Annotated in this window: 19 protein-coding genes, 5 pseudogenes and 1 other annotated feature; of the genes and pseudogenes, 8 read left to right on the forward strand and 16 right to left on the reverse strand. The window is 61.8% G+C overall.

Annotated elements, in window-relative coordinates; all coding sequences use genetic code 11:
• Positions 1-61: 61 nt before the first annotated feature.
• From THIX_RS14415 to THIX_RS14430, 4 genes and pseudogenes are all read left to right on the forward strand, one after another.
• Positions 62-217 (forward strand): annotated as a pseudogene (locus THIX_RS14415) (IS630 family transposase); the annotation flags it as partial.
• Positions 218-530: 313 nt separating this feature from the next.
• Positions 531-896 (forward strand): transposase, encoded by a 366-nt coding sequence (locus THIX_RS14420; RefSeq protein ID WP_233224471.1) that lies wholly within the window; start codon positions 531-533, stop codon positions 894-896.
• Positions 893-1,234 carry an IS66 family insertion sequence element accessory protein TnpB gene (gene tnpB, locus THIX_RS14425; protein WP_112485933.1) on the forward strand — a complete coding sequence of 114 codons (342 nt, stop codon included), beginning with the start codon at positions 893-895 and terminating at the stop codon, positions 1,232-1,234. Before THIX_RS14420 ends, tnpB begins: the two co-directional genes overlap by 4 nt.
• Positions 1,235-1,314: 80 nt before the next feature.
• Positions 1,315-1,701, forward strand: a complete 387-nt coding sequence (locus tag THIX_RS14430; protein ID WP_112486746.1) for a hypothetical protein — start codon at positions 1,315-1,317, stop codon at positions 1,699-1,701.
• A 148-nt stretch (positions 1,702-1,849) separates the two neighbouring features.
• Here THIX_RS14430 and THIX_RS24910 read toward each other — a convergent pair.
• Positions 1,850-2,149: pseudogene (locus THIX_RS24910) on the reverse strand (SLC13 family permease); the annotation flags it as partial.
• A gap of 66 nt (positions 2,150-2,215) precedes the next feature.
• On the opposite strand from THIX_RS24910, the gene THIX_RS14440 reads away from it, so the two are divergent.
• A protein-coding gene (locus tag THIX_RS14440) for an IS3 family transposase (RefSeq protein WP_371412925.1) occupies positions 2,216-3,447 on the forward strand; the annotation gives its coding sequence in 2 pieces (ribosomal slippage) (positions 2,216-2,507 and positions 2,507-3,447; 1,233 coding nt in all).
• Positions 2,494-2,610 (forward strand) — a sequence feature (AL1L pseudoknot). It overlaps the preceding gene by 117 nt.
• 41 nt (positions 3,448-3,488) lie before the next feature.
• Here the strand turns inward: THIX_RS14440 and THIX_RS14445 are convergent.
• The 10 genes and pseudogenes from THIX_RS14445 to THIX_RS14490 form a co-directional block, all read right to left on the reverse strand.
• A pseudogene (locus THIX_RS14445) lies at positions 3,489-4,349 on the reverse strand (IS110-like element ISCARN28 family transposase); the annotation flags it as partial.
• A gap of 136 nt (positions 4,350-4,485) precedes the next feature.
• Positions 4,486-5,249, reverse strand: a protein-coding gene (locus tag THIX_RS14450) for an IS5 family transposase (protein ID WP_112488395.1) whose coding sequence is annotated in 2 segments (ribosomal slippage) — positions 4,486-4,877 and positions 4,877-5,249 — 765 coding nt in all. Because the reading frame shifts where the segments join, the coding sequence is not laid out codon by codon here.
• Positions 5,250-5,334: 85 nt separating this feature from the next.
• Positions 5,335-6,093, reverse strand: a complete 759-nt coding sequence (locus THIX_RS14455; RefSeq protein ID WP_158540902.1) for a GntR family transcriptional regulator — start codon at positions 6,091-6,093, stop codon at positions 5,335-5,337.
• A gap of 112 nt (positions 6,094-6,205) precedes the next feature.
• Positions 6,206-7,267 carry a gamma carbonic anhydrase family protein gene (locus THIX_RS14460; RefSeq protein WP_158540903.1) on the reverse strand — a complete coding sequence of 354 codons (1,062 nt, stop codon included), beginning with the start codon at positions 7,265-7,267 and terminating at the stop codon, positions 6,206-6,208.
• A gap of 64 nt (positions 7,268-7,331) precedes the next feature.
• Positions 7,332-7,907, reverse strand: a complete 576-nt coding sequence (locus THIX_RS14465; protein ID WP_112488396.1) for a cob(I)yrinic acid a,c-diamide adenosyltransferase — start codon at positions 7,905-7,907, stop codon at positions 7,332-7,334.
• A gap of 127 nt (positions 7,908-8,034) precedes the next feature.
• The gene (locus THIX_RS14470) at positions 8,035-8,346 is read right to left on the reverse strand and encodes a hypothetical protein (RefSeq protein ID WP_112486751.1); all 312 of its coding nucleotides are present in this window, start codon (positions 8,344-8,346) and stop codon (positions 8,035-8,037) included.
• A 2-nt stretch (positions 8,347-8,348) separates the two neighbouring features.
• Positions 8,349-10,040: a methylmalonyl-CoA mutase family protein gene (locus THIX_RS14475; RefSeq protein WP_112486752.1), complete on the reverse strand. Its 1,692-nt coding sequence runs from the start codon at positions 10,038-10,040 to the stop codon at positions 8,349-8,351.
• Positions 10,037-11,014 carry a methylmalonyl Co-A mutase-associated GTPase MeaB gene (meaB, locus tag THIX_RS14480; protein ID WP_233224568.1) on the reverse strand — a complete coding sequence of 326 codons (978 nt, stop codon included), beginning with the start codon at positions 11,012-11,014 and terminating at the stop codon, positions 10,037-10,039. The genes THIX_RS14475 and meaB overlap by 4 nt, the downstream gene beginning before the upstream one ends.
• Entirely contained in the window at positions 11,011-12,360 is a 1,350-nt protein-coding gene (locus tag THIX_RS14485) for a phenylacetate--CoA ligase family protein (protein WP_233224569.1), read from the reverse strand. The genes meaB and THIX_RS14485 overlap by 4 nt, the downstream gene beginning before the upstream one ends.
• A 127-nt stretch (positions 12,361-12,487) precedes the next feature.
• Entirely contained in the window at positions 12,488-12,895 is a 408-nt protein-coding gene (locus THIX_RS14490; RefSeq protein WP_112488398.1) for a cobalamin B12-binding domain-containing protein, read from the reverse strand.
• 279 nt (positions 12,896-13,174) lie between these two features.
• On the opposite strand from THIX_RS14490, the gene THIX_RS14495 reads away from it, so the two are divergent.
• Positions 13,175-14,158 (forward strand): hypothetical protein, encoded by a 984-nt coding sequence (locus THIX_RS14495; RefSeq protein WP_112486754.1) that lies wholly within the window; start codon positions 13,175-13,177, stop codon positions 14,156-14,158.
• A 239-nt stretch (positions 14,159-14,397) separates the two neighbouring features.
• Here the strand turns inward: THIX_RS14495 and THIX_RS14500 are convergent, their stop codons facing one another.
• Both THIX_RS14500 and THIX_RS14505 read right to left on the reverse strand, forming a co-directional pair.
• Positions 14,398-15,318, reverse strand: a complete 921-nt coding sequence (locus tag THIX_RS14500; RefSeq protein ID WP_112486755.1) for a hypothetical protein — start codon at positions 15,316-15,318, stop codon at positions 14,398-14,400.
• 258 nt (positions 15,319-15,576) lie between these two features.
• Positions 15,577-15,879 (reverse strand): H-NS family nucleoid-associated regulatory protein, encoded by a 303-nt coding sequence (locus tag THIX_RS14505; RefSeq protein ID WP_199195286.1) that lies wholly within the window; start codon positions 15,877-15,879, stop codon positions 15,577-15,579.
• Between the two features lie 118 nt (positions 15,880-15,997).
• On the opposite strand from THIX_RS14505, the pseudogene THIX_RS24915 reads away from it, so the two are divergent.
• Positions 15,998-16,258 (forward strand): annotated as a pseudogene (locus THIX_RS24915) (hypothetical protein); the annotation flags it as partial.
• Positions 16,259-16,410: 152 nt separating this feature from the next.
• On the opposite strand, the gene THIX_RS14515 reads toward THIX_RS24915, so the two are convergent.
• Together THIX_RS14515 and THIX_RS14525 are read right to left on the reverse strand one after the other, a co-directional pair.
• A complete protein-coding gene (locus THIX_RS14515; RefSeq protein ID WP_112486757.1) occupies positions 16,411-18,225 on the reverse strand; it encodes a bifunctional diguanylate cyclase/phosphodiesterase in 1,815 nt (604 codons plus the stop codon).
• 1,091 nt (positions 18,226-19,316) lie between these two features.
• Positions 19,317-19,619, reverse strand: coding sequence for an H-NS family nucleoid-associated regulatory protein (locus THIX_RS14525; RefSeq protein ID WP_199195286.1), 303 nt, complete (start codon positions 19,617-19,619; stop codon positions 19,317-19,319).
• A 118-nt stretch (positions 19,620-19,737) separates the two neighbouring features.
• On the opposite strand from THIX_RS14525, the pseudogene THIX_RS24920 reads away from it, so the two are divergent.
• A pseudogene (locus tag THIX_RS24920) lies at positions 19,738-19,998 on the forward strand (hypothetical protein); the annotation flags it as partial.
• 152 nt (positions 19,999-20,150) lie between these two features.
• Here THIX_RS24920 and THIX_RS14535 read toward each other — a convergent pair.
• Entirely contained in the window at positions 20,151-21,965 is a 1,815-nt protein-coding gene (locus THIX_RS14535; RefSeq protein ID WP_112486757.1) for a bifunctional diguanylate cyclase/phosphodiesterase, read from the reverse strand.
• Positions 21,966-22,460 lie beyond the last annotated feature (495 nt).

Consider the following 22,460-nt stretch of genomic DNA (forward strand, 5'->3'; position numbering starts at 1 on the left):
CGAGGCGGCCGCCCTCCTCGCCCTGATGGCCACCCAAACTGGCGGACTCAGGATGCCGATCTCGTTCTCCAGCATCAAACAACTCGTGCAGCGCATTGACCAGTTCGTCTCGCACCACAACACCAACTCCCAGCCATTCCGCTGGACCGCCACTGCCGACTCGATCCTCGAAAAGCTGCATCGACTTTGCTCACATATCAGCGGGACAGGACACTGATATGGTCGCTCTTGTCAATAGGCGCAGGGCTTCGATGTGGATCCAGTGGCACGGGGTGATGCGGCACAAGTCTGCTGCTGCGACGATGGATCAGACTGATATTCGTGGGTTGATTACCACCGTGCATCGATCCGTCATGGAAGCTGCCTCGCTCTAGTGGCGCAGGTTGCCCCGAAGGGTTCTGTGGATAGTGTTGGTGAGGGTTTTTCCTATCGTGATCGTGCCGCATCACCGTAAGCGGCTAGCCGTTCCACCTTGAACAGCGGATGGATAGCGGCCAACATGGTGTCCACGTATGTCTGAGGTGGACGCCATGCAAATCAAGAGTGCGCCGCGGCGGCGCCACGCCGCTGAACTCAAGGCCAGGGTGCTTGCCGCGTGCGGCGAGCCCGGCGCCTCGGTGGCGGCCATTGCGCGCGCCTACGACCTCAACGCCAACCTCGTGCGCAAGTGGCGCCGTGGCGTAGCGCCAGCGGCCCGGCCGCCGGCATCACCCAGCAGCGCAGGCCACGGCGCAGGCGAGTTCATCGCGCTGGCTTTGCCAAGTCGTGAGGCCGTCCCAACAGCGCTGGCAGACATCCGCATCGAACTGCGCCGGGGTGCCACGAGCGTTGCCGTGAGCTGGCCCCTGGCGGCTGCCGATCAGTGCGCGGCGTGGCTTCGCGGTTGGCTACGATGATCCGCATCGATCAACTGTGGCTGGCCGTTGAGCCGCTGGACATGCGCGCCGGCACCGAGCGTTTGCTCGCCCGCGTGGTGCAAGTGTTCGGCTCGGCCCAGGCCCATCACGGCTACCTGTTCGCCAACGCACGCGCCACCCGCATCAAGCTGCTCGTGCATGACGGCTTCGGCGTGTGGTGTGCGGCGCGGCGCTTGAACGACGGCCGTTTCGTGTGGCCGCGCGAGGTTCCCACCGCGGCCGCGCCGATGACCTTGACGCAGCTGCAATTTGACGCCTTGGTGCTCGGATTGCCCTGGCAGCGGCTGGAGCAAATGCGGGTGATCACACGCATGTGATGGCGGCTGATCGCACGGATGGGATTGGACATTGAGAAGCAGCGCGGCGGCTATTCGGACATGTCCGAATAGCCGCGCCAATGCTGGCTTTGCACAAGACGCGCATGCTCAATGTGCACGAACTCAAAGCCCAGGACCTGTATGGTCTGAGCCCCGTCGCGCTGACCGAAATCGCGGAGCAAATGCTCCAGCACATCGACGAGCAAAGCCGGCACATTGCAGCCCAAGCGCAGGACATCAAGTTCCGTGACGCCAAGATCGAGCGCATCACGTTCGAGCTGGCGCGCCTGAAGGCGTGGAAGTTCGCGGCCAAGACTGAAGCCATGAACGCCGAGCAGCGCCAACTCTTCGAGGAGACACTCGCCGCCGACGAGGCCAGCCTCGAGGCACAGCTCGAAGCGCTGCAGGCGCAGGCTGGCGCGCAGCCCGATGTGGTGCCACAAGANCCAGCAGGAATGGGACGCTGATACGGTGGAATGCTCCGAGAGCGCCACGGCTGCCTTCCAGGCGCAGTGCAATCAGGTTGGCCAGCGAACCGATGCCCAGGCCAAAGCCGCCGACATTCACCGCCACGGCCAGCGCGGTGTAGTCCGTGGTGTAGTGCGACAGCAGCACGGCGGTGGGGACGTTGCTGATGAACTGCGACAGCAGCGTGCCGCCCAGAAACATCACCCAGGCCTGTTTCCAGTCCAGCGTCTGCACCAGTGCTTGCACCGGAGGCCATTGCGCCAAATGCCCCAGCCCCAGGAACATGGCCGCGAACGTTGCCAGCAGCAGCCAGTCCACCTGCTTCAGCACGTCGCGGTCGGTCAGCACGAAAACGGCCAGCACCAATCCGCAAGCCAGCGATGCGCGCCCCTCTTGGAGCAAAACCACCGTGGCTGCAAGCAGTAAACCCGCGACCACGCCAAGCATGGGGCGCTTGGGCGCGTGAACCGCCCCGGTTTTTGAGGAGGCTCCAACCTTGAAGAGAATGGAGCCATGAACAAGTCAAACAAGTTTTCCCCTGAAGTCCGCGAGCGCGCCGTGCGGATGGTGCAGGAGCACCGCGGTGAGTACCCCTCGCTGTGGGCCGCTGTGGAGTCGATTGCCCCCAAGATCGGCTGCTCGGCGCACACCCTGCTGGAGTGGGTCAGACGCGACGAGGTCGATGCAGGCACGCGCCCAGGCGTGACCTCGGCAGAAGCGCAGCGGGTCAAGGATCTGGAGCGCGAGGTCAAGGAATTGCGCCGGGCCAACGAGATCCTCAAGCTGGCCAGCGCGTTTTTCGCCCAGGCGGAGCTCGACCGCCGACTCAAGAGCTGAAGGCATTTGTTGATCAATATCGTGACCGCTTCGGGGTCGAGCCGATCTGCAAGGTCTTGCAGATCGCCCCAAGCGGTTACCGCCTGCATGCGGCCCGGCAGCGCCATCCTGAGTTGCTGCCGGCACGCACCCAGCGCGATCAGCGGCTGATCCCCCACATCCAACAGGTCTGGCAAGCGAACATGCAGGTCTATGGCGTTGACAAGGTCTGGAAGCAAATGCACCGCGAGGGTGTGGTGGTGGCGCGCTGCACGGTGGAGCGGCTGATGCGCAGGCTCGGATTGCAGGGCACCAGGCGCGGCAAGGTCGTGCGCACCACGATCCCTGACGCCAAGGCGCTGTGTCCGCTGGACCACGTCCACAGGGTCTTCAAGGCTGCGCGGCCCAATGCCCTTTGGGTGTCCGACTTCACCTACGTGTCCACCTGGCAGGGCTGGCTGTACGTGGCGTTCGTCATCGACGTCTTCGCCCGGCGCATCGTCGGCTGGCGGGTGAGCAGTTCCATGCGCACGGACTTTGTGCTCGACGCGCTGGAGCAGGCGCTCTATGCCCGCCAACCCGAGCGGGACGATGCCTTGATCCATCACTCAGACAGAGGTTCGCAATATGTCAGCATTCGCTACACCGAGCGGCTGGCTGAAGCTGGGATTGAGCCTTCTGTAGGCAGCAAGGGCGACTCCTATGACAACGCCCTGGCCGAGACGATCAACGGGCTGTATAAGACCGAGCTGATCCATCGCCGTGCCCCCTGGAAGACCAAAGAATCGGTGGAGCTGGCGACCCTGGAATGGGTAGCTTGGTTCAACAACCACAGACTGATGGAACCCCTGGGCTATATCCCGCCGGCAGAAGCTGAGGCAAACTACTGGCGGCAGCAAGCCAGTCAGGCCACCACGGTGGCGGCCTGACTTAGACCAACTGGCCTCCACGGAACCCGGGGCGGTTCAAAGCGCCGCGCGTGAGCATTGCCGGTCTTGGTGATCGAGCCGCGCCGCACACTGTTGCCGCTGGAATGCTCCGAAGGCACGAGTCCAAGGTAGCCCATGAGCTGGCGCGCCGTGCCGAAGCGGCTGATGTCTCCGACCTCGCACACCAGGCCGATGGCGCTGACGGTGTCGATGCCGCGCAGCGCCCGCAGCGCCGCCACGACCGGCTCGAAGCGCCAGCCTTGGACTATCTGCTGCAGCGCAGCCGTCAACCGCTGCACTCGCTCCTCGGTCGCTTGCACGGCCAGTTGGTATTCCGTCAGCGCGATCTGATCTGCAGGGTGAGCAAAGTGCTGATCGGCGATCCAGCGCTGATGCATCTTGGTCCAGGACGTCTTGCCGGCATAGCGGCGGTCCTGGCGCAGCAGGAACGCTTTGAGCTGTTGACGCACCTTCAGGCGCAGGTTGACCGCGTCCTCGCGTGCCCGCCAGAGATTGCGCATCGCTTCGTGGGCCTCGTCGGGCACCCAGATGGCCTTGAGCTCGCCGGCGCGCGACAGCTCGGCCAGCCGGGCGCAATCGCGCCGATCAGTCTTGATTCGTTCGCCTGCTCGCCGCGGTATCAACGAGGGTGCAATGATCTCGCAGCGATAGCCGCGCCGAGTCAGCTCTCGATGCAGCCCGTAGCCGGTGGGCCCGGCCTCGTAGACCACGCTCACCTGCCGCGCCGGACCGTACTTGCGCAGCGTCTTGAGAACCCCCTGCACGTCGGGCCCGAGGGTGCCCACGAAACGGCTCGGCTCTCGCCCGGCTTCGCACACAGCAACCGCGATGCTGTCCTTGTGCGCATCCAGACCAACGAAGAACTTGATACTCTCGTCCATGGCTCGTCTCCATACGGTTTGCGGCTGGGGAAACCCGCCGCATGTGGCTCGGCACACTCTCAGAGTGCGCAATCCACGATACCGGAGACGGGCCTTCCTTCGCCTATAGAGCGACCATCATGTCTAGATAATGTCGTCACGAGATATGCAGCCAGAGGGCGAGACAGCGAATTTGCACGGCGGCAACGAATGAGGCGACGTTTTTCGCGTAGCGCGTCGCGATTCCCCTCCACCGCTCGAGATGCAGGAAGGCGTTCTCGACCAGATGGCGTAGCTTGTCGAGCGCTTTGTCGTACGTTCTGGGTTGCTTGCGATTCTTGCGCGGCGGAATCACGGCCTGGGCACCTTGCGCTTGGGCTTTCGCCACGATGGCATCGCTGTCGTAGCCTTTGTCAGCAAGCAGGCAGTCCATCTTGAACCCGTCCATCAACTGCTCAGCCTCTGCGCAATCTGCTCGGGTACCTTCTGTAATAGCCGCTCTGAGCGGCAGACCATGCGCATCCACGGCCAGATGTATCTTGGTGTTGAGCCCCCTTTTGTACGGCTCATGCCCTGATTGCTTCCACGCGCTCCCGCTGCGTGCGGGTGAACCTTGCAATGGCTGGCATCCAGCATGAGCCATTCGTAGTCGGGCTCAACCATGAGTTGCTCCAAGAGCGACTCCCATACGCCCCCGTCACGCCAGCGACAAAAACGTCGATGGGTGTTTTTCCACCCGCCATACGAGGCCGGTAGGTCTCGCCACGGCGCGCCGGTGCGAAGAATCCAGAACACGGCATTGATGAATTGGCGGTTGTCCAGCGCAACCCCACCCCAAACACCCGCTCGTCCCGGCAAAGAGGGTTCGAGCAAGGCCCAGTGCCTGTCTGAAATGTCGTGTCGATGAAGAGTCTCTGCCATCTCAAGAGCGCGGTTGTTGAGAACAACGCCATCATGCCACATCTCGTGACGACACTATCTAGGTGTCCGCAGCGTCCTGGAGCAGTCAGGTCGATGGCAGGTTGCCGACAACCCGCTGAGCTGCCTGCTGAATATGGAGCAGCGAGAGCCTTTCAGCTTCCTGCTGGTCGCCGCTCAGGACTGCATCGAGGATTCGCGCGTGCTCGTCCCACACCCGATCACGAACGGTCGACGGCTCAAGCACGGTAACCATTGCCCGCCGCAGGTGATTCCAATAGAGGCGCAGTGTCTCCAGAAGCAGCGGATTGCCGGCCGACTCATATATCCATATGTGAAATGACATGTCGGCACTTGTGAGTTCCGCGATACGTCCATCTCGCAGAGCGGCATGCCCGCGCTCCATCAACGCGTCTACACGCTCCCGCGACAGCTTGTCGCTGTGTCGAGCGGCCAGCTTTGCCGCCATGGGGTCAAGAGACTCGCGCAGCTCATAGAGCGACTCGAAAAAAGCTCGACGTATCGGTGCCACTAGCAAGCCTCGACGGCCGGAGTCCTGCACGAAATCCTGCGATCTGAGTACCGTCAGCGCCTGCGTCACGGGTTGACGTGACACGTTCAGTCTGGCGGCAAGCTCGTCCTGATTGAGACGGTCGCCTGGACGAAGGATCCCTCCGCATATTGCCTCCAGAATCGATGAATAGACCTGCTCATACAGGGACGGCGACGTCTGCGGAATGCTGATCTGAATGCTACGGTGTTGCGCTTGAAACGTGATCGGTGCAATGGGCATATCGGACCTACGAACAACTTCCATGGTGTGCTTTGATGGCAATAAAGTGTTCAAGCTCGCCAACCCTGGGAACTATACAGGGACCTATAGAATCGTCCGGGTCCACTCGCGCGTGACCATGCACTTCAAGGCGACGCGCTCGGTGGACGATCCACCTGACGACGGTTCAGCGATCCGCACCGCGCAGAACAGCCTCCTGGTTGGCCGCAAACTCAGTCGCGTACTCGCGATAGATCTCGGCCGATACCTGAATGACTTGATGCATGCGGCCGCTCATGCGGGACATGGCGCGCGCCGGACGGCCGCCCCACAACCACCCGCTCTTGAGTACTTGTCCTGGAGCGGTACATGACCCTGCGGCAACGAACGTGTCGTCCATGACGACAGTGCCAGGTGCCAAGGTACTCCCCATGCCGACCAGGACGCGCGCACCAACGGTGCAGTCATGCAACAGCACGTTGTGCCCAATCGTTGACCCTTCGCCGACCCTTACCAGGTGCTCCTCGGAACGCAGAACAGTATTGTCCTGAACGTTCGCGCCCGAGGCGATGGTGACACCGAGCGCGCCGGACTCCAAGACGCAGCCAAACCAGAGGCTGCTGCCTTCCCCCATGCGAAGGGTGCCTGAGCCCGTAACAGTCGCCGCCACGTAGCCGTGATCGCCGCCGCTGATTGCGACCGAGTTCGCAACCCGCTCAATCGCCTTTGACGAACCAATCAGCCCGTCAGCTCGTACGCGTTTATGCAGCTCGCGCAATTCGACTGAATCTAGAGGTCGCATTGGTACCGCAGGCGACCCCTCACACCACTGCCCGGGGGGCAACACGCTTCGGGGATAGACCACTGACCCGGCAGCCACGACGCAGCCCTTTCCGACAATCGCGCCATCCAGTACTGCGACGTTTTCCTCGATGACGCAGTCATCGCCCACGGTGCACGCGTGGACGACTGAGTTAGATCCGATGGTGACACGCGCTCCGAGCTTCGCACTATAGAGCTCGTGCGCGATGTGCACCGTGCTATGCAGGCCGAGATACAAGTTGTCCCCGACTTCGACCACATGGCCATCACCACGCAGGACGGCAAACGGCCCGAGTATGGCGTCGTTGCCCAACGTTACCCGTCCAAGTACGGCACTCCCAAATCCGCTGGAGCGCACGGGCCCGTTGAAGGCGGGTCGAACCCCCATGTACTCAAGCACGAAGGGGGAGGCCTCAAGCGCGCTCATGGTTCGCATCGCCAACCGCACCCCGCGCTTCCAGTCCACCGACCTGTGTCCACACGCCTCAGCCTCAAGTACTTCCGACCCTTGTTGTACGACCAGCAGTGGATGGCCAATAGACCTCGGCCACGCCGGCGTGCCTGTTCAATACCTGAGCCAGTACAAAGAGGAGATCGGAAAGGCGGTTCAGGTACGGCACTCGCGCCGACGATGCGATGGGATCAATCTGTTCGAGGGAAACGATCGCGCGTTCGGCCGAACGACACGTCGTTCGCGCAATGTGACAGATTGCCGCCGGCTCGGATCCGCCAGGAAGAATGAATTCCGTCAGAGGTGGAAGGCCAGCGTTGAATCGCTCGATCTCTTGACCCACATAGTCGACGCGCTCACTCGAAAGAACAAGTTTTCCGGGCTGACAAAATTCTGCACCCAGATCGAACAAGTCATTCTGAACCGTTGCGATCACGCGCTGGATATCTGGATCGACGACCTTGCTCATCAGCAAACCAAGCATGGAGTTCACTTCGTCGACGGCACCCAAAGCACAGACGTATGGGCTGTTCTTCCCTACGCGAGTGCCGCCAGCAAGTGAGGTTTCACCCGTGTCACCGGTCTTGGTTGTGATCTGACTCAAGCGATAGCTCATGTCGGAGTTCTCCACTGTTGATCGTCGCTTTGGCCGCTTGGCGTTGAAGGTTCTTTTCTCATGGTTCCTACCCCAACCACAGACGATCGATCAATATTCATAGGGTTCCCCAGCGCCCTGTGGGCGATCAAGGCTGCCGAAAAGACAGAGCCCGGGTATTCCAGACGCGATCCATGTGCTCGAAGGCGCGCTGAATGTCTTCTGGACTCAAACTCGCCGCCACGGCGCTGCAGTAGCCTTCAAAGGCTGCACATCGCGTCGGATCAAGCCGACGCAGGAGAGCGTAGCGATGCAGCGCCAGTTTGTCGTGCCCTTTGCGCGTACTGTCGACAAGCAATTGCTCGGCGGCTTGAGCGCTCCCTGTGGTCGCGATCTCCTTCTTCAGGCGTCGGATTTCCTGACGCGTGAGAAGCAGTCGGACAACATCTTCCTCATGCATGGTCAGAACACCGGCACTTCGCGATAGGTTCCCCAGATGGACTTGAGGCGCTCGATGATGTCACCCATGCTTGCACCAGCGCGCACGAGTTCGATCGTGACCGGCATGATGTTTTGCTTTTCATCCTTGGCCACCGCCACCAGCTCATCGAGCAACGTGTTGACCTTCACGCCGTCGCGCTCGCGCCGGATGCGCCGGAGTCGCTCGATCTGCCTCCGCTCGGCAGTCGGATCATGTGGATGAGTTTCCAGGTCAGCCACCTCGCCGGGTTCCTGGAATCGGTTCACGCCAATCACTGGTTTATCCCCGCTTTGCTTGTTCAGCGCCTGCTCGTAGGAGAAGTCCGCGATGTGGCGCTGGAACCATCCTTCCTCGATCAGCTTGATGGTGCCGCCGTTGTTCTCGACCTCCTCCATGATCTCGAAGACCCTGCGCTCGTACTCGTTGGTGAGGTGCTCGACGTAGTACGAACCGCCGACCGGATCCACGACCTCCGTGACGTGCGCCTCTTCAGCGATGATCTGTTGCGTTCGCAGCGCGATCTTCATCGCCTCCTCGGTCGGAATCGAGAAAGCCTCATCCATTCCGTTGGTGTGCAGACTTTGTGCACCACCCAACACCGCCGACAGGGCCTGAATCGCAGTGCGAACGATGTTGATCTTGTATTGCGGCTTGGTCAGCGTGGCGGCTGCCGTTTGACAGTGGAACCGCAGTCGCATCGATTCCGGATTCGTGGCGCCGAAGCGATCACGCATGATCTTTGCGTAGACACGACGTGCAGCGCGAAACTTGGCGATCTCTTCGAAGAAATCTGTTTGGCACACGAAGAAGAACGCCAGGCGAGGCGCGAACTCGTCCACCCGCATGCCTGTCTCCAGCACCGCTTCGACATAGGTGACCAGGTTGCACATCGTGAACGCCACTTCGTGCAAGGGCGACGAGCCGGCTTCGGAGATGTGATAGCCCGATACGTTGATCGGGTTGTAACGTTTCATGTTCTTCGCGCAATACGTGATGCAATCGCGCACGATGCGCACCGATGGCGCGATCGGAAAAACATACTCCTTCTGCGCCATGTATTCCTTGAGGATGTCCGCCTGGATCGTGCCCGACAGCTTGTTCATGTCGTAGCCGCGCTGCTGCGCAAGTGCCACATACATCGCCAGAAGGATCCAGGCCGACGGGTTGATGGTGAGCGACACCGAAATCTTCTCAAGGTCGATGCCGTCCAGCAGCGCTTGCATGTCGGCGAGTGTGTCGATCGCCACGCCTTCGCGCCCCACCTCACCTTCTGACATCGGGTGGTCAGAGTCGTAGCCCATCAAGGTCGGCATGTCAAAGTCCGTGGATAGGCCGGTTTGACCCTGCGCTATCAAGTATTTGAACCGCTTGTTGGTGTCTTCCCCGGTCCCGAAACCAGCGATCTGGCGCATCGTCCACGTGCGGCTGCGATACATCGTCGGGTACGGTCCACGCGTGAACGGGTATCGGCCTGGCAGGCCGATGTCCTCAACCGGGTGGTCCTCGATGTCAAGCGCTGTGTATGTGCGCTTCAGCGGAAAGCCCCCGTAGGTGAAAAACTGCTCCTTCTTCTCCGTTTGCTTGGCAAGGAACGCGGCAACCTCTGTAGCCTCCCATTCCTTGACTTGTGCTTGCAGCGATTGTTTGGCTTCGGTCGCAGGCTTGGCGTTCATGCTTGTCCTTGAAGGTTGAAGCCGGCAAGCAGTTGCTCTGCGGCTTGGTATGGGGAGATCTGGCGATCTGAGAGTCGTGCGGAGATGGCGGTCAAGGTGCTCTGACGCGCATCCAGAAATCGCTGGGCCAGCAGGTCTTCCGCGGTCTTGAGCATTCGAAACTCTGCGATTTTGCGCAGGCGCTGCTGCCCTGCGCTGGAGTTGCGTATGTGCTGCGAATGGCGATCAAGACATTCGATCAACTGCTCGAATCCCTCGCCCTTGGCAGAGCTGGTGGGAACCACGGGAGGCTGCCACAAGCTACTGCCATCCAACGACAGACCCATGGTGAGCATTGCCTTGAGATCACTGATCGTACGATTGGCGTCCGAACGGTCGCACTTGCTGACAACGTGGACGTCCGCAATCTCCAGGATGCCTGCCTTGATGGCCTGAATGTCGTCGCCCAGGCCAGGTGCCGATACGACAACGACGGTGTGAGCGGCCCTCGCAATCTCGACTTCAGCCTGACCGACACCGACGGTTTCAATGATGACATAGTCGAATCCGGCGGCGTCGAGAACGTCGACCGCTTCCAGCGAGGCGCGCGCCATGCCGCCGTGGGCACCGCGTGTAGCCATGCTTCGGATGAATACGCCCTCGTCGTTGACGAGTTCCGACATGCGAATACGGTCTCCCATGATGGAACCGCCGGAGTAGGGGCTGGAAGGGTCGACGGCGATGATTCCGACACGCTTGCCCAGCGCACGCAGTTTCAGCGTGAGCATCGAAACCAAGGTGGACTTTCCACTGCCCGGCACGCCTGTGATGCCGATGACACGCGACCTGCCCGCCTTGGCGTACAGGCGCGCGAACGCAGGACGACACTCCGGCGAGGCGGCCTCGGCGCGGCTCATCAGGCGCGCCATGGCCGCGTTGTCGCCTGCAAGTGCGCGCTCGACAAGCGCGTCGGAGCGTACAGGCGTGGCCATCATGCGGTGCTTGAGGTCAGGCGTTGGGCCATCTGCCTGAAGACCTCGCGGTCGTCGATGACCCGGCGTGCCTTGAAGTCGGTGCGCGGATAAGTTCCGGGTTCTACGACTTCGATCATCGTGCGCAGCCCGAGCATGGTGTGCACCGAGGCAGCCACCTGGCTCCTGAACGCCTCCAATGCCTGAGCGCCCTTGGCGGTCAGGTCCGGCGTGGCTTCCACTCGAAGCAGCAGCTCATCCATGTGACCGTCGCGACTGATCACGATGCGGTGTTCGCCGCCGTAGTCGTCCAGCTTGCTCAACGCCGCATCGATCTCGCTCGGATAGACGTTTTCACCACGTATGGTGAACATGTCATCAATGCGGCCGAAGATGCCCTGAGGCAGTCTGGGATACGTGCGCCCGCAGGGTGTCTTCTCGTTGGTCCAGAGCGCGAGGTCTCCGGAGAGCAACCGGATCATGGGCTGCGAAGTGCGCTCCAGATGCGTGTAGACCGGCGTGCCACGCTGCCCATAGGGAACGCGCTCGAAGGTAGCCGGGTCGCACACCTCCGTGTAGCAGACATCCTGCCAGCAGAGCATGCCCATCGACGACTCAGCCGACGCCGCCACGTTCATGAAGGGCGACATCTCGGCCATCGATCCGCAGTCGAAGACCTCAGCCTTATACGCCTCCTTGATGCGATTGCGTACGCCCGGCACGGAAGCACCCGGCTCACCGGAAAAGAACATCCGCTCGACGCCGAAGTCTGCGGCGCTCAGGCACTCTTTCGTTGCCGTCTCGGCCAAGTACAGCGCATACGAAGGCGTGCCGTAGAAGGCCTGGGGCCTCATCATGTTTAGCCACTGCACCGCTCGCGAGGACATTCCTGGCGCTCCGGCACCAAAGGGGAATGCTTTGGCGCCCAGTCGCTCTGCGCCGGCGAGCGCGCCCCAGCTACCCATGTAAAGGCTCAAGATGGCGGCGACAAAGACAATGTCGCCCGGCCGGATTCCCATTCCCCACATGACGCGTGCGTGCGCATTGGCTATGCTCTGCCAGTCGTCACGGCCGATGGCAAATGCAGTCGGGTGCCCTGTTGTGCCTGACGTGCCGTGGATATGGAAGATCTCGCTCTCGGGGATGCAAAGATAGTCGCCAAAGGGCGGAGCGCGGTGTTGCGCAGCGCGCAGGTCCGCCTTCGTGACCACCGGGCAGCGGCGCTCGAAATCTTCCAGGGATCGGACTTGGCTCGGATGAAAGCCCGCATCATCCCACTTGACGCGGTAGAACGCGCAACTGCTGTAGGCGTAGTCGCAGACTTCTCTGAGGCGTTGCACGATGGCTTCATCGCGCTCGCCGGCATCCATGGTCTCTCTGACGGGAAACCAGTAACGGCTGCCGTCCGTGGGGCGGTACGTGTTGTCGTAACGCGGAGGCCAGCTCCATGACTCCATCGCTTGCATCGCTAGTGCCCTCGAGCGGTAACGCAGTGGCTCATCGCTCGCCGCGCTCTGCGACGAGGCGTTCGATCGTCTGGATGATCGTGTTGGGCGGAGTGTCCTGCAGAAGAACTTCGTGCACGCCCATTTGCTTCAGCGCCAAAACATCTTCATCGGGCATGACGCCGCCGCCAACGAGGATCATGTCGTCGACCCCGCGTGCCTTGAGCCCACTGATGATCTTGGGGAAGATCGTCATGTGGGCGCCAGATAACAGACTGACACCCAGCACATCGACGTCTTCCTGCACTGCGGCGGCCACAACTTCTTCAGGCGACCGGTGCAAACCGGTGTAAACAACGTCCATGCCAGCATCGCGCAGACAGCGTGCGACGATCTTGACGCCTCGGTCATGGCCATCGAGGCCGACTTTGGCAAGCAACACGCGAATCTTGTTCGTCATGAAGGCATTCCTTTCGTTTGCAGTCGCGACATCTTGCATTCTGCATTTCGTCTTCGGTATTCTCGTATTCTGGTACCGTGTCGCATACGGCCGCATTCAGGTTTACCCTAGGTTCGCCGACGCTAGCCCTTGATGCAGGGCGGCGGCCCGCGCAGCAGGGGCTGCCCCTGCTGCGCGAAAAGCTCGCTGACCATCCATCACAACGCAATCATCCCCCGCCTCCGACCGGCCAGGATCGTTGTCGTCGACCGGCCAAGATAGCTGACGCCGCCCAATCCCATGGCCTTCGTGCAAGCCGCGTTGCGCCTGGGTGATGCTCCGATGCCCGACTTCACAACGCGCACCGGACGGCGAGTGTTGATGTCCCATTTCGACGGCGATGGCTGGGTCAATGCCTGCCAAGGACCAGGCTCTGCGCTGGCAGGGCAAGTTCTCGTGGAGGAGTTTCTGACCCGGTATGACATCCCGATCCTGGGAAGCATCATCGTCGACGAGGTCGATCACCACGGCGAATATCCCGCCACAGCCACCGAAGGCCAGGCATGGGCACGCAAGATGTTTGCGCTTCCCAACATCGAGGTGGGCAGCCACACCTGGGCGCATCCCTTCAACTGGGTCGAGGCGGCGAAATGCCACTGTCGGGGACAGATCTCGAAAGACTACCCCTACGGGAATTTCCTGCCGTTTCCGGGTTACGCGTTCAGCACCCACCAAGAAGTGGTCGGTGCGCGCGACTACATCGAACAAAAACTCGCACCACCCGGCAAGCCCTGCAAGGCCTTGCTCTGGCCCGGGGACTGCAACCCGCCGAACCATGCCGTGGCGCTGTGCGATGAATCAGGCCTGCTCAACGTCAACGGCGGCGGGGTCACGATGCGGCCTCAGAACCCGTCGCTCACCGCGGTGTGGCCCCTTGGGGTGCCCAAGGGCAAGTGGTTCCAGGTCTATGCGGCGTGTTCCGACGAAGAGGATTACACGAACAACTGGAAAGGCCCTTATTTTGGGTTCGAGAACGTCATTGAGACGTTCGAGATGACCGATCACCCAAGACGGCTGAAACCGGTGGAGATTGACTTCCACCCCTACATCGTCACGCGTGGCGGCAGCCGACGCAAGCATCCAGGCCCCGTCTTCGCCAGAGCTTGGGGGTTGCGGGTTGGAACGAGCATGCCGAATTCCGCTATCTCCACCTCGCCGCGAACCGCGCTGACATGGCGACGGGCGGACAAGCAGCCGACGCGATCCCAAGGCTGGTGGACGTGAACGTGGACGTCACGCATCTGTCGGTGACCGATCGGCATGTGGCGATCGGTCTGGCTGGCTACGCCCAGGTGCAGGCGAACTTGGCGTTGCCGCAGGGATGGACTGTGAAGCCGGCGCGGGGCATCCACTTGGCGCATGACGGCGCTACGGTGGTGGTGACAAGCGAGCAGCGATCGGTCCGCATCGAGGTGGTGCGAACGGGTCTGTCCGCGCCGTCGGACTGCTCGGTCAGACCAGGCTTATCCCGCCAGCGCTCCCGCACGCTCCAAAGCTTCCACCACCACCGAGCGCGACACGGCTGCGGACACAGGCTTGCCGATGTCCTCGATCAGCACGCAATGCACCTGCCCGGCAGCGCCAGCCTGATCCACCGGAAGCGATTCCAGCCACCGCGCTGCTGCCACGCGCGGCACACGCATGGGCAAGCCACAGCGGCCAAGCAAGTCCAGCAGCCGCTTGGCACTGACCTCGGACTGCACGCCCTGAATCGCCCCGATGTCCGTGGCCAGCACCATGCCCAGGGCCAGCGCCTCACCATGCAGGTAGCGTCCATAGCCCAAAATCGACTCGACCACCTTGCCCAGGGCCCACCCGAAATCCAGGTGCGGCGGTACGCGACGCTGCACCCGATCCGCAATGTCGATGGTCTCGCGCAAGGCCTGCGCCTGTTGCATCATCTGCCCCACCGCCTTGGCGTCGTGGGAGAGAATCGCATCAACGTTCACTTCCAGCCACGCAAAGAACACGGCATCGCCCACAGCGGCGCACTTGATCACCTCGGCCAGGCCGGCGGCGCGTTCGCGCGGGGACTCTTCGCGCGCCTGCAACGCGCTGCGCAGTCCCTGGGTCAACCGTGCCCAGGTCGAGGTGTTGGCAGGCGGTGCTTTGACGACCGGCTGGCTCGATGGCGCGCTTTGCGCCTCTTCTGCAATCGGCATGTCGGCGGCTGGTTGCGGGCGCACCGCAATCAAGCCCAGCGCTTCCAGAGAAGACAACGATTCCAGGCTCAACTCGGCACTGGCCAGAAGAGCGAGCAGTTCCTCGTCGCTCTTGCGGCCGTCGATGAGCAAGAGCAAGGTCCGACTGGCGCGACTGAGCGCCGGTTGGCGTGTGCTCAGGGTCTGGCGACCAGCGGGTGTTTTTTCGTAGATGGCGGGCATCCCCGTCTCCTCATCGAGATTGGTACATCCTTTTTACGCAGCAGCGCCCCAATCAAGGGTATCGATTTGTTGCGGCGTTGCGCAGGTGACACGCGAGTGCGTAACAGGTGGCGGCGATCGGGTTGGCCTGAAAAGCCGGCAGCAATCGGCACCCCGCAATGCGGTGTGAGAGGTTTGATCGCCATCGCCAGGATTCCCCAGAGGGGAAACGGCCGTCGGCGGAGCCAGGAAACGAGACAAAGCGCTGAGCGGCCTCGCTCAGGCGATGGCGAACGCGGTGATGTCCTGGCCCGCGGCGATCTCCGCAGCCAGCCAGCGCGGATGCTTGCCTCGTCCCGTCCAGGTCTGGCCGGTCGTCGGGTGGCGGTACTTCGGCGCGACCGTGCGGCCCTTGCGAAAGCTGGCGCGCTTGCCGCCCAGGTCTTCCAGGGTGATGCCATAGTCGGCCATCTTTTGCTGGATCTCGGCGATCACGCTGGCCAGTTCCGCGCGGCGGGCAGCGTCGGCCCGGGCGGTGAGCGCGGCAATCTGGGCTTGCAGTTCGGCGTAGGTCGGTGTCATGCGGAGCATCCCTTTTGGAAAATGTCCTCAGCTTATCGCTGCACACCAGGAACAGCAAGACTGATTGCTGGGAGCAGCCCAGTAGCAAGGCTGACCGGCTCGCAAGGCACCAAGCCACGCTCCCGATTGGTGGATGCATATTCGCGGGCGTGCCAAGGAGCACGCCCTACCCTACATTGGCCGCTTGCCCATTGCAGAGATCACCCCCGCGCAGATACTCGCTGTTGCGCGCCGTGTTGAGAAACGCGGCTTGCTGGAAACAACGCGCGGCGCCGTGCGATTCATCGGGCAGGTGATGCGCGATGCCATCGCCACGAACCGCAACAAGTCACGCATCCGCGCTCGGGTGGAACATGTCTTTGCCGTGGTCAAACGGCTGATTTGTGCATCATGCATCTGGAAGGCTCCGCGGGCCTCGCCGGATTGACTTGAATCATGGTAAGTATCGGGTGTGCAGGCGCGATACATCAGTCGACATGAGACCATGACTCTCCCGTGACAAAGCGATGGATCCCAACGCGGGACCCTGCTTCAGGCATGGTGCCTGCGATCGACGAACAATTGATTGCCAGGAAGGCGCTTGGCCGCCTTCTTGATGTCGGCCAGCACATTGGAGAGTTCGCGGTGCGACTCGAAAGCGCGCGCATCCACGCACACGGCGCCAATGGACAGCGTGGGGATGGGAAAGAATACGGCGTCGCCACGCCGGTTGTCGGCCCAGAAGCCGCCATCATGCAGCACGCCTGCCTCGAAATACCCCGCCATGGCAGCCTCGAAGCCACGCAAGACCTGCTGCAACTCGGCCTCCCATGCGGGCGATTGCGACAGGGCGATGAAATCGTCGCCGCCGACATGGCCGACGAAGCTCACGGCCTGCGGCAGATGGGTTTTGAGAAGTTCGGCCACCAGCAGGATGATTTCGTCGCCCATGCGATAGCCGAACTTGTCGTTGAACGGTTTGAAGTTGTCGATGTCGCAATAGGCCGCAGCAAAACGCTGGCCTTCACGCAACCAGCGGTCGATGCAGTCGTTGATCGGCACATTGCCCGGCAACAGGGTCAGCGGGTTGGCATAGCGCGCAGCCTGCACCTGGAACTCGGTCACTAGGCGCAGGAGATCGCCCACGAGCAGGATGCCGCGGTACTGTCCCTGGTCGGTGACGAGAACTCCCTCAGTGGCATGGCGGTAGCTCGACTCGGCGATCAGGCTGCTGGCCTGCTGCAAGCTGCTCTTGGCATCCAGGCGCAGCACGTCGCTGCTCATGACCAGACTGCATGGCTTGTTGCCGAAGAGGTCGCGCACATGCGGGCGGAACAGCCGGTCGGCCAAGACATAGCGATTGATGATCCCAAGCGGGGTCCAGTCAACGTCGACCACAGGGACCGACATCAAATCTCTGTCCTGTTCCAGAATCTGCAGGATGACCTCGAGCTTGGTCTCGGGCCGCACCGGCTCGACCCTGCGCGCCAGGCCAAGCACCGATTGCTCAATACTGCCCCGGCTGGCCAAGGCATGCAGAGTTGGCTGCGGGCTGTCGAGCACCCGCCGAGTCATGGTGGCGGGCTCGCTGGGTGGGTAGGCGTGTGGGCGGGCGATGAAATAACCCTGGGCCATTGGCACACCGAGTTCACGTAAGGTGAGCAGATCGCGTTCGCTCTCCACCCCCTCTGCGACGACGATGGACTGGCTGGCCTCGGCCAGCAGCAGCATGGACTGCACGAAGGCTGCCTTGAAGGGGTCGTCGCCGAGATTGGCGGTGAAGCTGCGGTCAATCTTCAGATAGCGCGGACGCAGACGTTTCCATAAGGCAAATCGTCCAAAACCCTGACCCAGGTCATCCAGCGCCAGGCCGTAGCCGAGTTCGCGTAGGAATTGCGCCTGCTCGATGGCATGGCTGTCCTGCGCCAGCGCGTCGGACTCGAGCAACTCCAGCACCAGCCGCGAGGGCGCAAGCCCCAGGGCTTGAAGCCATTGCAATGTGGTTTTTTCGGCGAACCAGCCCGAATCAAACAGCGCCTCGGTGACGTTGAGAAACAGATGGCCGTGCAGCCCTTGGGACGCGAAGGTCTCGATGCCAATCTGCGCGCAAAGACGGTCGAGTTCAGCCAGACGTCCGCATTGGCGTGCCGCCTCGAACAACTGGTCGGGGCGCTCCAGATGCGAATCCGCCGGCCCTCGCACCAGAGCTTCGAAACCGTGGAACGTGCGATTGCGGAGATCCATCAGTGGCTGAAACACGGCATGCAGTTGGCCTGTACGCAGCACATGGTCGAGCACGGGATCGGGGCTGATCTGCGGCAAGCCGGCAGGCGACGGCACGATGGAAAGAGAAAGAACGGAAGCCATGGTGGGGCTGCGAAGTGGTTTCCTGCAGATGGTGAGCCCGGCATGTGTCGGTTTGATGACTGTCATACTCGCAGCCCTGCGCATTGGTCGCTGCCGGATGACCTGCTGCATGAGCACGCCACACTTGTCCCTGCTTGACTTTCTGCCGCGCGGCCAGCATCGCCGTCAGGACTGGTGCCGCGGTTTCGACAACTTAGAACCGCAAACCCTTGATTCATGGTCGGGCCGATGGGTGGGGTTGCGGCTTTTCGATAACAGCGGATTGTGGCCGGGCTTTATGTGAAGGAGTTCACGGCGCAGCCCAATGCATGCGACCGCGGCGAGGGTCAGCGCAGATAGAGCATCTATGCTTCAAGCATGGAGTGCCCTCAGCGGTTTGAAGCGCACCCGCTGAGGTTTTGTAGCCATTGTGATGTTGCGTCGAGGCCCGCATGAAAACCATCAGAATCTTCATCATGACAGGCTCCGTCTTGGTTTCGGCCCTGTTTTTCGGCAGCGCCTATTTCATCGTTTCGCATGCCTTCACCCGCGCCATTCAAGGAAACTCCCTCCGCACGTCGCGCGTCATGGCCCAGTCCACCTTCAACTCGATGTTCCAGTTGATGAGCACCGGATGGACGCACGCCCAGGCTGAAGCNAATCAAGCCCAGCGCTTCCAGAGAAGACAACGATTCCAGGCTCAACTCGGCACTGGCCAGAAGAGCGAGCAGTTCCTCGTCGCTCTTGCGGCCGTCGATGAGCAAGAGCAAGGTCCGACTGGCGCGACTGAGCGCCGGTTGGCGTGTGCTCAGGGTCTGGCGACCAGCGGGTGTTTTTTCGTAGATGGCGGGCATCCCCGTCTCCTCATCGAGATTGGTACATCCTTTTTACGCAGCAGCGCCCCAATCAAGGGTATCGATTTGTTGCGGCGTTGCGCAGGTGACACGCGAGTGCGTAACAGGTGGCGGCGATCGGGTTGGCCTGAAAAGCCGGCAGCAATCGGCACCCCGCAATGCGGTGTGAGAGGTTTGATCGCCATCGCCAGGATTCCCCAGAGGGGAAACGGCCGTCGGCGGAGCCAGGAAACGAGACAAAGCGCTGAGCGGCCTCGCTCAGGCGATGGCGAACGCGGTGATGTCCTGGCCCGCGGCGATCTCCGCAGCCAGCCAGCGCGGATGCTTGCCTCGTCCCGTCCAGGTCTGGCCGGTCGTCGGGTGGCGGTACTTCGGCGCGACCGTGCGGCCCTTGCGAAAGCTGGCGCGCTTGCCGCCCAGGTCTTCCAGGGTGATGCCATAGTCGGCCATCTTTTGCTGGATCTCGGCGATCACGCTGGCCAGTTCCGCGCGGCGGGCAGCGTCGGCCCGGGCGGTGAGCGCGGCAATCTGGGCTTGCAGTTCGGCGTAGGTCGGTGTCATGCGGAGCATCCCTTTTGGAAAATGTCCTCAGCTTATCGCTGCACACCAGGAACAGCAAGACTGATTGCTGGGAGCAGCCCAGTAGCAAGGCTGACCGGCTCGCAAGGCACCAAGCCACGCTCCCGATTGGTGGATGCATATTCGCGGGCGTGCCAAGGAGCACGCCCTACCCTACATTGGCCGCTTGCCCATTGCAGAGATCACCCCCGCGCAGATACTCGCTGTTGCGCGCCGTGTTGAGAAACGCGGCTTGCTGGAAACAACGCGCGGCGCCGTGCGATTCATCGGGCAGGTGATGCGCGATGCCATCGCCACGAACCGCAACAAGTCACGCATCCGCGCTCGGGTGGAACATGTCTTTGCCGTGGTCAAACGGCTGATTTGTGCATCATGCATCTGGAAGGCTCCGCGGGCCTCGCCGGATTGACTTGAATCATGGTAAGTATCGGGTGTGCAGGCGCGATACATCAGTCGACATGAGACCATGACTCTCCCGTGACAAAGCGATGGATCCCAACGCGGGACCCTGCTTCAGGCATGGTGCCTGCGATCGACGAACAATTGATTGCCAGGAAGGCGCTTGGCCGCCTTCTTGATGTCGGCCAGCACATTGGAGAGTTCGCGGTGCGACTCGAAAGCGCGCGCATCCACGCACACGGCGCCAATGGACAGCGTGGGGATGGGAAAGAATACGGCGTCGCCACGCCGGTTGTCGGCCCAGAAGCCGCCATCATGCAGCACGCCTGCCTCGAAATACCCCGCCATGGCAGCCTCGAAGCCACGCAAGACCTGCTGCAACTCGGCCTCCCATGCGGGCGATTGCGACAGGGCGATGAAATCGTCGCCGCCGACATGGCCGACGAAGCTCACGGCCTGCGGCAGATGGGTTTTGAGAAGTTCGGCCACCAGCAGGATGATTTCGTCGCCCATGCGATAGCCGAACTTGTCGTTGAACGGTTTGAAGTTGTCGATGTCGCAATAGGCCGCAGCAAAACGCTGGCCTTCACGCAACCAGCGGTCGATGCAGTCGTTGATCGGCACATTGCCCGGCAACAGGGTCAGCGGGTTGGCATAGCGCGCAGCCTGCACCTGGAACTCGGTCACTAGGCGCAGGAGATCGCCCACGAGCAGGATGCCGCGGTACTGTCCCTGGTCGGTGACGAGAACTCCCTCAGTGGCATGGCGGTAGCTCGACTCGGCGATCAGGCTGCTGGCCTGCTGCAAGCTGCTCTTGGCATCCAGGCGCAGCACGTCGCTGCTCATGACCAGACTGCATGGCTTGTTGCCGAAGAGGTCGCGCACATGCGGGCGGAACAGCCGGTCGGCCAAGACATAGCGATTGATGATCCCAAGCGGGGTCCAGTCAACGTCGACCACAGGGACCGACATCAAATCTCTGTCCTGTTCCAGAATCTGCAGGATGACCTCGAGCTTGGTCTCGGGCCGCACCGGCTCGACCCTGCGCGCCAGGCCAAGCACCGATTGCTCAATACTGCCCCGGCTGGCCAAGGCATGCAGAGTTGGCTGCGGGCTGTCGAGCACCCGCCGAGTCATGGTGGCGGGCTCGCTGGGTGGGTAGGCGTGTGGGCGGGCGATGAAATAACCCTGGGCCATTGGCACACCGAGTTCACGTAAGGTGAGCAGATCGCGTTCGCTCTCCACCCCCTCTGCGACGACGATGGACTGGCTGGCCTCGGCCAGCAGCAGCATGGACTGCACGAAGGCTGCCTTGAAGGGGTCGTCGCCGAGATTGGCGGTGAAGCTGCGGTCAATCTTCAGATAGCGCGGACGCAGACGTTTCCATAAGGCAAATCGTCCAAAACCCTGACCCAGGTCATCCAGCGCCAGGCCGTAGCCGAGTTCGCGTAGGAATTGCGCCTGCTCGATGGCATGGCTGTCCTGCGCCAGCGCGTCGGACTCGAGCAACTCCAGCACCAGCCGCGAGGGCGCAAGCCCCAGGGCTTGAAGCCATTGCAATGTGGTTTTTTCGGCGAACCAGCCCGAATCAAACAGCGCCTCGGTGACGTTGAGAAACAGATGGCCGTGCAGCCCTTGGGACGCGAAGGTCTCGATGCCAATCTGCGCGCAAAGACGGTCGAGTTCAGCCAGACGTCCGCATTGGCGTGCCGCCTCGAACAACTGGTCGGGGCGCTCCAGATGCGAATCCGCCGGCCCTCGCACCAGAGCTTCGAAACCGTGGAACGTGCGATTGCGGAGATCCATCAGTGGCTGAAACACGGCATGCAGTTGGCCTGTACGCAGCACATGGTCGAGCACGGGATCGGGGCTGATCTGCGGCAAGCCGGCAGGCGACGGCACGATGGAAAGAGAAAGAACGGAAGCCATGGTGGGGCTGCGAAGTGGTTTCCTGCAGATGGTGAGCCCGGCATGTGTCGGTTTGATGACTGTCATACTCGCAGCCCTGCGCATTGGTCGCTGCCGGATGACCTGCTGCATGAGCACGCCACACTTGTCCCTGCTTGACTTTCTGCCGCGCGGCCAGCATCGCCGTCAGGACTGGTGCCGCGGTTTCGACAACTTAGAACCGCAAACCCTTGATTCATGGTCGGGCCGATGGGTGGGGTTGCGGCTTTTCGATAACAGCGGATTGTGGCCGGGCTTTATGTGAAGGAGTTCACGGCGCAGCCCAATGCATGCGACCGCGGCGAGGGTCAGCGCAGATAGAGCATCTATGCTTCAAGCATGGAGTGCCCTCAGCGGTTTGAAGCGCACCCGCTGAGGTTTTGTAGCCATTGTGATGTTGCGTCGAGGCCCGCATGAAAACCATCAGAATCTTCATCATGACAGGCTCCGTCTTGGTTTCGGCCCTGTTTTTCGGCA

The organism is Thiomonas sp. X19 (assembly GCF_900089495.1).
Lineage (GTDB): Bacteria > Pseudomonadota > Gammaproteobacteria > Burkholderiales > Burkholderiaceae_C > Thiomonas_A.